At 35.2% G+C, this 12714-nt stretch carries 12 protein-coding genes; 6 read left to right on the top strand and 6 right to left on the bottom strand.

Annotation, left to right across the window (positions count from 1 at the left end; genetic code table 11):
* Positions 1–34: 34 nt before the first annotated feature.
* Entirely contained in the window at positions 35–2056 is a 2022-nt protein-coding gene (locus tag O4O04_RS12025; protein WP_272531955.1) for a 6-bladed beta-propeller, read from the top strand.
* A complete protein-coding gene (locus tag O4O04_RS12030) occupies positions 2046–4046 on the top strand; it encodes a tetratricopeptide repeat protein (protein ID WP_272531957.1) in 2001 nt (666 codons plus the stop codon). The genes O4O04_RS12025 and O4O04_RS12030 overlap by 11 nt, the downstream gene beginning before the upstream one ends.
* 7 nt (positions 4047–4053) lie before the next feature.
* Here the strand turns inward: O4O04_RS12030 and O4O04_RS12035 are convergent, their stop codons facing one another.
* Positions 4054–4674 carry a NifU N-terminal domain-containing protein gene (locus tag O4O04_RS12035; protein ID WP_272531958.1) on the bottom strand — a complete coding sequence of 207 codons (621 nt, stop codon included), beginning with the start codon at positions 4672–4674 and terminating at the stop codon, positions 4054–4056.
* 20 nt (positions 4675–4694) lie between these two features.
* Here O4O04_RS12035 and O4O04_RS12040 point away from each other — a divergent pair, with 20 nt between their 5' ends.
* A complete protein-coding gene (locus O4O04_RS12040) occupies positions 4695–5174 on the top strand; it encodes an SRPBCC family protein (RefSeq protein WP_272531959.1) in 480 nt (159 codons plus the stop codon).
* A gap of 22 nt (positions 5175–5196) precedes the next feature.
* Here O4O04_RS12040 and O4O04_RS12045 read toward each other — a convergent pair whose 3' ends face one another.
* Positions 5197–5637: a methylglyoxal synthase gene (locus O4O04_RS12045; RefSeq protein WP_442915961.1), complete on the bottom strand. Its 441-nt coding sequence runs from the start codon at positions 5635–5637 to the stop codon at positions 5197–5199.
* 97 nt (positions 5638–5734) lie between these two features.
* On the opposite strand from O4O04_RS12045, the gene O4O04_RS12050 reads away from it, so the two are divergent.
* A complete protein-coding gene (locus tag O4O04_RS12050; RefSeq protein WP_272531961.1) occupies positions 5735–6523 on the top strand; it encodes an FcpA-related putative periplasmic flagellar protein in 789 nt (262 codons plus the stop codon).
* Between the two features lie 16 nt (positions 6524–6539).
* Here the strand turns inward: O4O04_RS12050 and O4O04_RS12055 are convergent, their stop codons facing one another.
* The 3 genes from O4O04_RS12055 to miaB all read right to left on the bottom strand — a co-directional run bounded on the left by O4O04_RS12055 (position 6540) and on the right by miaB (position 10456).
* Positions 6540–7373: a hypothetical protein gene (locus O4O04_RS12055; protein WP_272531962.1), complete on the bottom strand. Its 834-nt coding sequence runs from the start codon at positions 7371–7373 to the stop codon at positions 6540–6542.
* A gap of 61 nt (positions 7374–7434) precedes the next feature.
* Positions 7435–9057 carry an LptF/LptG family permease gene (locus O4O04_RS12060; protein ID WP_272531963.1) on the bottom strand — a complete coding sequence of 541 codons (1623 nt, stop codon included), beginning with the start codon at positions 9055–9057 and terminating at the stop codon, positions 7435–7437.
* Entirely contained in the window at positions 9041–10456 is a 1416-nt protein-coding gene (gene miaB, locus O4O04_RS12065; RefSeq protein ID WP_442915892.1) for a tRNA (N6-isopentenyl adenosine(37)-C2)-methylthiotransferase MiaB, read from the bottom strand. The genes O4O04_RS12060 and miaB overlap by 17 nt, the downstream gene beginning before the upstream one ends.
* Before the next feature lie 76 nt (positions 10457–10532).
* On the opposite strand from miaB, the gene O4O04_RS12070 reads away from it, so the two are divergent.
* Positions 10533–11123, top strand: a complete 591-nt coding sequence (locus tag O4O04_RS12070; protein ID WP_272531964.1) for a J domain-containing protein — start codon at positions 10533–10535, stop codon at positions 11121–11123.
* Between the two features lie 131 nt (positions 11124–11254).
* A complete protein-coding gene (locus O4O04_RS12075) occupies positions 11255–11611 on the top strand; it encodes a hypothetical protein (protein WP_272531965.1) in 357 nt (118 codons plus the stop codon).
* Here the strand turns inward: O4O04_RS12075 and O4O04_RS12080 are convergent.
* Complete coding sequence (locus O4O04_RS12080) at positions 11576–12712, bottom strand: DUF1574 family protein (protein WP_272531966.1); 1137 nt, start codon at positions 12710–12712, stop codon at positions 11576–11578. The genes O4O04_RS12075 and O4O04_RS12080 overlap by 36 nt on opposite strands.
* Between the last annotated feature and the right edge of the window lie 2 nt (positions 12713–12714).

The following is a 12714-nucleotide window of genomic DNA, read 5'->3' on the forward strand; positions in this document are numbered from 1 at the left end:
TGACACTTCAAACAAAACATAGGAGGTTGATATTATGTCTCATTACAGACATGCCTGGATAGGTCTATTATGCCTTTGCCTACTCGGTCTCGACTTTCCCAAGTTGAAAACCGGTGAAGAAAGAGTTCTCAAAAATTTTCAAAATGCACTGCTTCATTATAACGCACGTGAATATTCTCTTGCAAGAGAAAAACTCTTAAACGTTCTCTCAGCAAAAGATGACTTCCCTCTTGCGCGTTTGTATTTATCCAGAACTTTATACCAATCTGGAGAATGGCTTGAGTCCCTAAGCGAGTTGGAAGAACTCAGAAAAACGAGTCCAAAAGATTCTGTCACTGTCAATCGCATTGAACTTTTGAAAATGGAATTGGGAGGTTTTGACCTAACATCATCAGAAAAAAGTTATTACCAATCCATTCAGGGGGACGAGCATAGGGGCTTTCGTTTTCGCAATCCTGTAGATATTAAATTAGATGAATCGGGCAACCTTTATCTTTTATCGTTTGGAACAACGAGCCTTATTAAATATGATCCGAATCTCACGCCTATTTGGATTAGCCAAGGTGGATTTTCACGTCAGATGAAAGGTCCTGTGGCAATGGATTATTGGGACGGAAGGTTTTTCGTTGCTGACTTCCCTTCTGACTATATTTATATATTTGATAAAAAAGGCAATTTTAAAGAAAGAATTGGTTCCACTGGTTCTGAGCTAAATCAATTTCGTGGTCCAAATGGAATCGCAATAGACCCAATTGGCAACACATATATCTCTGACATTGGCAACCAAAGAGTTGTTAAGTGGAACAAAATGCAAAAACCATTATTTGCTTTTGGACAATTTGGTCAAGGTAAGTTGAATCAGCCAGCAGGGATAGGTTGGTTCAAAAACGAAATCTATGTGATCGAAAAATCAAATCCTCGAATTCTAGTCTATGACGAAGAAGGGAATTATCTAAGATCCCTAAATTCCAAATATTTCAAAAAACCTCGATCTTTAGAATTTATCCAAGATAAGATTTATATTTCGGATGAAATATCTGGGCTAATCGAATTCAATCCAAAAACTACTTCTTATAAAACTATGGATAAATTTAAAGATTTATCTGGAAAATACAGAAATATTGATCGGATATTTGCAGCAAGACAAGACAGATATGGTTATTTATATACTACGGACTTCAACCGTCATCGAATAGATCTTTTTGCCCCCATTAACTTCCGTTTGAGTAATTTAAATTTAGAAATTGAAAAAATTGATACTAGTCGGTTTCCCAATATAACTCTTTTTCTAAATCTTAAGAATCGCAGAGGTCAAAGTATTAGAGGACTCAAAAGAGAAGATTTTGCGATGATTGAGAATGCAAATGATAAGAGTCTTTTTGAATTAAAAAATGCACAAAACTGGAACAATCGAATTACAGTGTCGATGGTTTTTGAGAATTCCGATTCTGTAATTGATGGTCATAAACGATTTCAATCTTGGATGCAGCCATTTTTTGACAAGATGACAAGAGAGGATAGAATAGAACTGATTCGAGCTGATCAAGATTCAACAAAAATACTTCCTTTTACAGTGTCCGAACGCAATCTATTCAAATCGATCCGAACATCTACTCCCCAAGAAAATTTCCATACTGGAAAATCAATCTACTTGAGTATCGGCAATCTCAGCAAAGAGTTGGGTCCCCGAGCAATTGTAATTTTCACATCAGGTAAGAACTCTTTATCAACAAAGCAATATCCTCTCCAAAAAATCATACAGTATGCTAGAGCTCAGTCTATTCAAATATATCCAATCACTCTGGAAAAGCCAGATAGCGCGGATGAATCATGGAATTTTCTTGCAGAAGGAAGTGGTGGCAAATTATTCTCACTCGATGAAGTCATTGAGGAAGATTTATACGATCTAATTAAATCCCATATGGACGAAAGATATTTTCTTTCCTATTCAACAGAAACGAAATCATCTATTACTGGAAGATGGATTCCGCTTGAACTAACAGTAAAATATCGGGACTTCGGTGGAAAAACAGAAGGAGGGTATTTTGTTCCCTAGTAAACACTTACAGTTGTTGATTGGTATTTTATTTTTTGCGGTTGTGGATTTCGGAATTCAATCTAAAGAGACAATAGAAGAAATCAAAGCAGGCAATCAATACTACGAAGAAAAAAATTATAAAAGAGCATTATCACATTTTATTGTAGCAAAAAATCAAAATCCAAATTCCACTCAAGCACTCATTGGTTATGGCAAAACTTCCCTTGCTCTAGGTTCCGCTTCTGATGCAAGATCAGCATTCAGTCGAGTATTAGAAATCAGTACGAACAATACGGAAGCTATAGCAGGCATCGGTCGAGTATTGGTTATGGAAGGTAAAAACCAAGAATCCAGAGATTATCTGGAAATGGCTCTCAAATCCAAACGTGATGATCCAATCCTTACTCTTTCATTGGTTGAAACATTAGAAGCAATGGGTAAACCGGAACTTGCAGTTTACAAACTGGATCAGATAAGACCAAAAATTATTTGGGATCTTCCCTTGATGAAGAAATTAGCAAGTCTATATATTAATATTGAAGATTCAGCTAAGGCTCTAAAAATTGCTGATGAAATTATTGAAAAACATCCTGATATTGATTTCGGTTATACCATACGAGGACAAGCTTACTCTCTTGATGCTTATAAAACCAAAACCGATTCAGATAAATCGATAGAGCAATTTGAAAGTGCAATTAAAGAATTCGATACAGCTCTAACAATTAGACCAGGCGACGAAAATGCGAATTTCTGGAAGGCAAAGCTTTTAGCTTGGAAACAAGGAGAATCAAGAAAAGAAGCCCTACAGATATTCCAAAAACTTTATTCGAAATATCCGAATAATATGGAATATGCATACTTAGTTGCATCTCTGATATCAGAAAAAAATCGACCAAACGAAGATGAAATTCGACTCGCAACGCTTGCGTATAAATCCATTTTAGAATTTGACGATCTAGATGAGATCGCAAGGTATTCTGCGGAGTCGTTTCTTATTCGCAATGTTCCCGAAGATGCAACTCTTCGTAGACAGCTTGGCAACTATAGATTGGAAAGATTTCAATCTGAGAAAAATGCACTTCATTATGAGACTTCCCTTTTCCACCTTTATAGAGCTCGAGAGCTTTCGCCAAGAGATATCAAAACACAAAACTTCCTTGTTGAAACCTATAAGAAAAATAATGATATTCCTGCATTCATCAATCAACTCGTCTATCTGAGCAAGGAAGATCCAAAGGATTTTAAAATCCAAAATAAACTGGAATATGCTGTCAATGCTGCAAAAAATTCTTTAGAATACAAAGAAGGATACCTTCTACCTGAAGGATCTGGATTTAAATTTCAGGACCCAACTTCCAGTCCTAAACTATTATTATTGGATCCAAAGATGGATTTTAGTTTTGGAAGCAAAATCAATTTCCCAACCGAAATCACTTCGGCACTTTTGCTAAGTTTGCAAAATAAAAAGGGAATACGATTGGCAAATGATTCTGAAAATACAGAAGTTCGAGAAAATATAAGAAAATCAAATGGGAAATCCTACAATCCTTATAACAATAGTTATAGCTTTGAACCAAATGATAATCCATATTTTCCTGATACAATTCGCTATATTGCTTATGGTATTGCTCGAGACGATGATAAATCCATTCAAATAGAATACAAAGTTTACGATAGGAAAACTGCAAAAGAAACGGATCGAATCCTTATACGAGGAAACGGGCGCGGAAGCCTTGCTTACGTTGCCACTACATTTGCTAAGAAGATTAAAGAACTCTTAAGCGTAGAAGGAAATATTATCAAAGTAAAACGTGAAGGCGTTATCATCAATTTAGGACGAAGAAATGGCCTGAATGAAAAATCCATCGTAGACTTCATGAGAAAGAATCGTTCTATAAACGAAGCAAGTATCTCCGTACTTGGAGAAACGATCAGCCTAGTGGTTCCGAAAAAATCAGGCTGGGAACGAGATTTAGCAACAGGTGAAACTGTTAAATTAAGAAAATAATTCTTTTTTAAGATTTCTGAACAATTGAGATCGGTGTAGGTAGAGACTCCAAATATTGGATTATCGTATTTCCAATTTTTTCTTCCCGCTGCTTCCAGGAAATCTTATCTTTAAGTTCAACTTGAACGGATTTCTTTTGTAAATAAACACTTTCAACAACTTTATGCTGAAAGATTAAATCAATAAGATGAGGTTTTTTGTATTCAGAATCACGATCCCAAGCAGCCTCATAATACAATGAGTCGTTCGCTATTAGATTTTTATTGCTGATGAATTTGAGTATGGAGGGATTCGGTGTGAGCTCGGTGTGGAGATTTACGCGTGGATATATAATAATATTTCCCGATTGATCCCAGTCAATGCCAGACTCATTTAAAATTTCTGCGGAAGAATTTAAAAACTGAATCGGAATCCCTTCGATTTTATGCAGTTTGATTTTTGGATTGATTTTTTCGAAACCAGAAAATACCAATCTCTTCCCTTTTGCATCAGAGTTTATGCTAAGAACCAAAACACAATTCTCTGGCAATCCCCTAAGGTGGTTCTTGATTTTGGCTATTGCATGATCAGAAAATACAATTTTTATATTTTCAGATTTAGAAAAAAAACTCTGTATCCATTGTAGCATATATTTAGAAACCTAAACCTATGTTATCCACATTCATTTGCAAGTCCAGATTTAACGTATCAGTCGAAAAACTTTTTGCATTCCACGAAGATCGGCATGGCTTTGAAATATTGGTTGGATCAAGTCCAGGTGTTGAAGTCATCAAAAAACCAAATTCACTGCAACCAGGCGAAACAGCAATTCTTAAAATTCCTATACTTCCAGGATTGCGTGTGCAATGGGTCGCAAAACATAGCAAATACGAAAAAAACAAATTATTTCAAGATTACCAAGAATCGGGTCCATTTTTGCAATTCTACCATTCCCATATTTTCGAATCCATTGATAAGAATTCGAGTATACTGGAAGATAGAATTGAATATGAAGCGAATTTCTCGTGGATATCTCAATTCATTGTTCCCCTCTTCCTGAAACCTCAATTCCAAGAAAGGCATAGGCTTACTGCTGAATTTTTAAAGGTTGAATCACAATTTCTAGAAATCGGAAGAATCAAGAATTGAAATCGACAAAATCAATAAAAAATCAATTAGGCTCGGGATTCCCTATTCTTGATTCATAATCGATCATCACTCGATTGTAATTTTCTTCAAGTAAACTTGATGATATAATAAAATCTGCGCTCGCACGATTGCATGCCATTGGAACATTATAAAGTACTGCTATTCTAAGAAGCGCTTTTACATCTGGATCATGGGGCTGAGCTGTAAGCGGATCCCAGAAAAAAACCATCAAATCAATTTCGCCTGCAACGATCTTTGCACCAATTTGTTGATCACCGCCCAAAGGACCCGAAATAAATCGATGAACTGGTAGGTCTGCTTTTTCTTGAATGATTCGCCCTGTTGTTCCTGTTCCGAACAATCTATGACGCGCTAAGGTTCCACGATTGTACAAAACCCATTCCAATAAGTCTTTCTTGCGGTTATCATGGGCGATCAGAACTATATTCTTGATCTTATCCATTTTTTGGATTAGATTCTTCATATATCCAATTGAAATGGAAATCTGTATTTCTGCAAGTTAAAGCTTTTGCAAAAATGACCGAAATTCATATCAGAACATGAAAAAAATAATCAGCATCGCAATCATTTTAATCATACCTTGTCATTTTATTTTTTCTCAAACAAAAGTATCAGATAATAAAGTGGAACTCTTGATTCCCAACTCTGAGAGGATTGATCCAGGATGGGGATCGGGAACAGAAGACTTTCGTAATCTCGAAATTTTGGATAAAATAGATGAAACATCATCTGAGCGAAGATTCAAAGAAGCAGCACGAGATTATCGAATCAGTATCGATATTTTCCAAAACACGGAAAGCTCTATTGAATCCAAAAAAGAAGAATATGAACAGGAAGTGAATCCTCAAGATCGATATGAATGGCAAAAACGAGCACGAGAAGATGCAAGAAACCGAGAGCTGGCTAAGCTTCTAAATGATGGACGCAATCAAGCTGTCCAATATTTAATTCGAGGGATGACGACTTTGGACAAGATTGAAAACCCAACGGTTAAGTCTCAGGCAAGTTTCTTAGATCTCAAAGCAGGGCTCTATCGTGAATATGCTAAGCATCAATTTTCAATGAAAAATTATATTCCTGTAACAGATATTTTGCTAAGGTATATTCAATTGAACGAAAAATATGAAAAAGAAAGTGAACCTCATAAAATTCTTGCCTTTTGTTTTGAAAAAATGCAAATGAGTGCTTTGAAAAATAAAAAATATGAAATTGCGGATGATTTCAAAGAAAAGAAAAACAGACATCTCATAACTTTCGCTGAGCTTCATTATGGCAAAAGTTCCACAGAATATCAAACTATATCAGAAAAAGTTATGAAAGACTATTGACGACGAATGATTCTATCTAAGACTTTATTCCAAGCTTCTTCTTTAGTTCAAGATTCTCATCCAATAGATCTCTGATCTCTTTGTCGGTATAGGCAAATAAACGGTCTTGAGCTTTGATGATTCTATCTAAATTGATTTCTTCAATTCTTGAATATTCTAATGCTTTCTCTGTCGCTTTTTTCGCTTCAATAACTGTCTTTAGTTCTTTCTCACGCAATTCTTCTAATTTCTCAGTAGCTTTGATTCGATCATGAAGCTCAATCAATTCTAGATTCTTAAGTTCATTTACTATTTGCATAGCAATGTCAATGTCATGCTGATTTTTCTTGATCTTTTCTTCATATGTGAGGATTGATTGAAGCGCATCATTTTCTTGTTTTGTACTTTCGTATTCTTTGTGAGCAAGTTCAAATACACCCTCAAAAAAACCTACGTTTGCAAGACAGCCATTACCAATCTCCATCGCAGCTTGTTTATAGAATTCCACTTGAATGATTCGATCAAGAATAATTCTAAGTTCTCTGAGATGAAGAGGATTTTCTAAAACTAAGAATTTGGATTGTCCCAAAGTGTCCGCATAAATTGCATCTGGATCATCTGGACTCGAAATCAATATAATGGATACAAATGGATGAAGTGCAAAATTCTTAAAAATCTGATCCTTTACTTTGTCCCATTCTTTCTTAGTAACACGCAGATATAAAATATTACTCTCATCATCGGATAAAACCAGATTCGGTGTATCATTCAAGATAACATTGTTTAATTCAATTTTGATTTTTGGATGCTTCCACAACTCAAGAGGAAACTTTTCCCCAGTAGATATATTCCAAATTATGGACTTCTTCAATGCAAGACCTCCAAGGTAGCGCTACTTTCCATAAGATATCCAAAGTTTTGAGATTCCACAATTACTTTTTCTTAGAAAATCTTTTATAAAAGGATTTTTTTTTGATTCCGGAAAACCATTTATCGAATTTCAAAACAATCGCATCTCGTTTATCGTAGTATTTATCAACCAACAATTGCAATCTTGGAGGTAACTTGGCATCAGTTCTCGTCACCATTATATAGATGGATATAATCATGATCACAAAATTTGCACTCCAAGGTCCAATCCAGTCAGGTATACTTTCCTTATACGAAATTCCACTTCCAAATATAAAAAATAAATAATATATCAATAGAAACACAACCGCAAGAGTAAAACTCATGCCCTTGCCAGAACGTTTCACTACCAAACCTAAAGGAAAAGATAGAAAGAAAAAAATCTGACAAGAAACCGGTGTTGCAATTCTTTTATGAATTTCAACGTTGAATGAAGTGAGAGTTTTTTTCGATTCCGTTAACAATTCTGTTAGTTGAGTGAACATTGTCACCTGCTGAGTGAGTTCTGTGGAAGACATGGAACCATTGGTCGATGCCATGATGATTTCCATTTTCATCTGCTCAACCATTTGTTTGAGGCCACCTACCCCTTTGATTGATATATTGTATTCTTTTAAAATTTCTAAACCAGGTAGATTCTCCAATCCTTCCGATTCGATACTATCCCTAATCTTAAATAGCATAGACATTGAATATGTATCCGGCTTAACATTGATTTGCAAAGTAGGTTTCTGTTCTTTCGTAGGAACGTTGTAGTCCATTTCACCATTGATGAAATTCGTTAAGGTAAAATGTTCTTTGTCCTCATCCCATTCAATTATGAAGCCTTCTTTGAGTCGAATTGCCTTTTCAAATTCTCCTTTAGAATTCAATTTTTCAACGAGAACTCCTGACTTGGCATTTATGATTTGAACAACACGTGATCCACCCATGGGAATCAATAAATCATTGAATGAGATAAAATCATTTCCTTCAGCAGAAATTTCCCATTCCCGAATTTGAATTCCAGTAATCAAACCAGTATCTTCGTCAATGCCACCTGAATACATTGTTCGACCACGCTTTTCGAAGAAGTCCTGCGACTCATCTCCACTGAATTGACCAGGGCTAATTGCAAGCAATGGATTGTATGTCATAATCCAATTGTTGAATTCTTTCATCTTACGCGTGTTTTCTGGAGCCAAATAAAAATTTAGATAACCAACAATGCAAGCCATCATAAAGCCAAAAAATAAAAAATTCAAATAGATTCTCGGAAAACTAATTCCTGCTGAACGCATCGCTGTGATTTCGGAATCTCCAGACAATCTTCCGGCAGCCATAATTCCACTCATTAAGCAAGCCATAGGAATAGTCATCGGCAGAGTATTCCCCAAAATATAACCTAGGTAGTCTAGAAGTCTGAAGAAATCGATTCCTTTACCAATAAACAATCCAATCATTTTCTGGATTGCTACTGCCATATAGATCATTGTAAAAAATGAAAGTGCTACAAGAAATGGGCTTAGAATTTCCAGAAATATATATAAATCTAAAATCGGTGGTTTGATTTTTTTTAATATCCCGCCGCGATCTGTATGAACTTGAAAATCTATTGGAAGATCTGATACGTTTTTTAGGCGAACTGTTCTAAGATCTTGGCTCAATGGGTTGCCCTTCTAGGTAAATACCTTTTAAAGTAGCGCTTGTAGCTTGCGTGATACGAACCTTTACAGTGCTGCCAATCCAATCCGTATAATCACCGTAAGGTACTGGGAAAACTGCCATACGTCCACATGATGTTCGCCCAGATAAATCTAGTTTGCTTTTCCTGGAAGCATTCTCGACGAGAATCTCATATTCTTTACCGATCTTAGCCGTGTTCAATTCATGGGAAATTTCTGTCTGGAGATCAACCAATCGAATCAAACGCTCTGATTTTAAATCTTCCGGGACATTATCAGGTAATTTCTTTTGAGCTATTGTACCTTCTCGCTCAGAATATTTAAACATATATGCCATGTCATATCGAACTTTTCTAACAACATCCAGAGTCTCTTCAAATTCTTCATCTGTCTCACCCGGAAATCCGACTATGATATCGGTTGTAATCCCCACATTCGGAATTCTATCACGGATACGATCAACCAAATTTAGATACTCTTCCTTCGTATAACTTCTGTTCATGTCCTCTAAAACTTTTGAACTTCCCGCTTGCAAAGGTAGATGTATATTGCTTGCGAATCGATCTTCTTTTGACATCAGGTCAATAAGATGCATTGGAAAATCTTTTGGATGAGGAGAGCTAAATCGTATTTTTTCTATTGTTGTCTGATTAAGCAATGCCTCTATCAATGAAGCGAAATCATCTTCATTCATTTTATAGGAATTAACATTCTGTCCAAGTAGGGTAACTTGCTTGATTCCTTTGTCGACTAACATCTTGACTTCATCCACAATGGATGATACAGGTCGACTTCTTTCACGTCCTCTTGTATATGGCACAACACAGAAGGTACAAAAATTATCGCATCCCCGCATGATAGTTACAAAGGCTTGAATTCCATTAATCACTTGAGGTTCAATATCATCGTAGGTTTCTGTGCGAGAAAGACGAGTAAGCTGTAAAGGAGAAGTATGTCCACCCAAACGAATCGATCTGATTAAATTTGGAATCTCTCTATAATTATCTGGACCAACGACCAAGTCCACAGGTAGATCCTGATTGAACAAGTCGTCTCCTAAATTTTGAGCCATGCAACCAAGAATACCAATGACAAGATTTGGATTCTTTTTTTTGAGATAACCTAAAGATTGAAGTTTTGTATATATTTTGGCATGTGCATTCTCACGAATTGCACAAGTGTTGAGGAAAATTACGTCTGAATCTTCAGGATTGAGAGCAGTTGTAAAATTTTCCTGATTGAGTAAACCTCGCACAACTCCAGAATCATATTCATTCATCTGGCAGCCATAGGTTTCAATAAAAACCCGTCCCATCCCAGATTCAATAACTGAATCCAGCAATTGGGAATTACTTATTGAGGTTTCGAGTTGTGAACTCATACTGTCAAAATTTCAGATTTGAAGCCTCTGTAAAGGAGATTTTGACTCCTAGATCATTTGGATCGTCTAATCTCAAATGGCTCATTCTATTGGCGTATCACCTTCACTCTATGAAATTCTTGGACTAGATCGTGATGTATCGCATTCAGAAATTGAGGCACAGTATTTCTATCTTGGAGAAATCTGGGATCCGAAAGCGAATCCAGGAAGAGAATCGGAATGCTTGATGCAGATAATCGAACTTACTAAAGCTTACCTCACACTCTCCAATCCTGCAACGCGAGCTAAATACGATAAGACACTTGACTTTGATATTGTTGTGTTGGATAGAGATTTAGACAAAACTCCGCTTGCAGAAGTTGGCGAAATATATAAACGATCTTGCATATCAAGATATGATGAAATAGTAAAAAAATTTGAAGTATTTAAGATTGAAATGAATGAATCACTTTGGTTACTTAAAACAACTTCTTATTTTTTCTTTATAAATGTCGCAACATCAATTGTAATAGTATATTCTTTATCAATTTTTTTACAATCAAGTCTTATCAAACCATGGTTTTATAATTCCATAAAAGAATGGTTCCCTACTCTGACATTTGCTATAATTACTTTGAACTTTGCCCTTTTCCGCTATCTATGGCAGAAAAAAAGATTAAATAACTAAAAACGATTTTATAAATAAATTTACTACACTTATAGAATATTATTATTTACTGTTTTTTCTTTCTATTTCCTATTTTTTTATTGTCAAATAATTATACATTAAGATATAATAGTTGAGAAAAAGGAGTATTTATGAAAATAACGCAGAAGGAAGCAAAAATGCTTTGCAACTCTGTAGAATTACGATTGATATCTGATAGCTTATCACCTGGAATTGATTCATTGAATGTAAAAAAAATTAAAACTCGAATGGGCAACTGCGCTAAAGCGATAAAATATTGGAATAACCGATATCAAGTTTTAGAAAAATCTCATGCAAAACTCAAGAAAGCAAAAATAGAAATCCCTATATTACCCGCCCTAAAAAAGGAAAATTTCAAAAAGAAAAATATTTTATTTCAAGAAACATATGACCGATTTAAAAAACAATTAACAAAATTGGAAAAGCAACAATCAGTCGTTAAAACTTCTTCCAAAAAGAGAAAATAATTCAGGATAGCATGCACCGCTGAGGTGAACGCTATCAACAAAAGCTCGGCATTTCAATTCAGAACTTAGTTGCGGATCTAAAAAAACAGACTCGAAGTCTTTATGAACCTTCCGAACATTTTGAACTTCCCTATGAATATGCTCATAATATTCGGCCACCAAACCTCGGTTATCCATTTCTTCACGAAGTGGATCGGCAACTACAGGCCAATAGAGTATAACTGGTATTTTGTTGACTGCAAGTAGATTCAGAATCTTTCTAAAAAATGTTATTTGAGTGAGAGATGGCTTAAATTGATTTCCAAAATAGATTTTCGCCATATTTTCAGCATCTTTTTTTAAGAAAGCAGGATCACTATGATACATGATTTGATTCGGTATTGCACCATACTCGGTTCGATTTGCCTCATGCACTGAATCTTCAAATTGCTTTTTGTATTCCATTCCATTTACAGAAATTATTGTATCACCAATAGGCATAAAAGTTTCTTTGCGATTGTCGCGAATAGCATTGATATCGGGTGGATAGCGATAGCTTGCAAAAAGCGATTTGTTGAGGAAGGTTTCCACCTCATCCCAATTAAAACCATCTGATTCTGACTTCCATGGATTCGATGTACGAATTGGCAGAAAATTTGAGTGTCTCCAAACAAATTTTGCATCAAGAGAATAATTCAGTGTATAAGTCAAACTATTTCGAGAAAACATAATTGGATCCACTTCTAAAATTACGAATTCCAGATTTTTATGAGCCGCAACAATTCGTTCCAACCAATAATAATGGAAAGCCGGACCAGCAAGTGGAGCGCTGAAATTATAAGTCACAGTTCTTGGAAATTCTTTCTTGATATCTTTATAAGAGAACTCACCAGAACGAGACGATCCTAAAACCAATGCGATTTTTTCATTATTTTGTTTATGTATTTCTAAATTTTCCAATAGGACTTGGAATAAATCAGATTTTGACTCATAAAATAGAATCTCTATTTTTTTCCAAGGAATGGTATAATCTTTTACAAACTTTAATGCAAAAATCTTATCAAAGCTAAACCACAACAAAGGCAAAATTAAACAAATCCATAAATATTTATTCTTTAACATAT

It is taken from the genome of Leptospira sp. GIMC2001, from assembly GCF_028462125.1.
In the GTDB taxonomy this organism is placed as follows: domain Bacteria; phylum Spirochaetota; class Leptospiria; order Leptospirales; family Leptospiraceae.

Bases quoted from the DNA above. Each gene is read 5' to 3' on its own strand.
- O4O04_RS12070 (WP_272531964.1), top strand. From the start codon at position 10,533: ATGGCTCATTCTATTGGCGTATCACCTTCACTCTATGAAATTCTTGGA.
- O4O04_RS12080 (WP_272531966.1), bottom strand. From the start codon at position 12,712: ATGTTAAAGAATAAATATTTATGGATTTGTTTAATTTTGCCTTTGTTG.
- O4O04_RS12075 (WP_272531965.1), top strand. From the start codon at position 11,255: ATGAAAATAACGCAGAAGGAAGCAAAAATGCTTTGCAACTCTGTAGAA.
- O4O04_RS12040 (WP_272531959.1), top strand. From the start codon at position 4,695: ATGTTATCCACATTCATTTGCAAGTCCAGATTTAACGTATCAGTCGAA.
- O4O04_RS12025 (WP_272531955.1), top strand. From the start codon at position 35: ATGTCTCATTACAGACATGCCTGGATAGGTCTATTATGCCTTTGCCTA.
- O4O04_RS12045 (WP_442915961.1), bottom strand. From the start codon at position 5,637: ATGGATAAGATCAAGAATATAGTTCTGATCGCCCATGATAACCGCAAG.
- O4O04_RS12050 (WP_272531961.1), top strand. From the start codon at position 5,735: ATGAAAAAAATAATCAGCATCGCAATCATTTTAATCATACCTTGTCAT.
- miaB (WP_442915892.1), bottom strand. From the start codon at position 10,456: ATGAGTTCACAACTCGAAACCTCAATAAGTAATTCCCAATTGCTGGAT.
- O4O04_RS12035 (WP_272531958.1), bottom strand. From the start codon at position 4,674: ATGCTACAATGGATACAGAGTTTTTTTTCTAAATCTGAAAATATAAAA.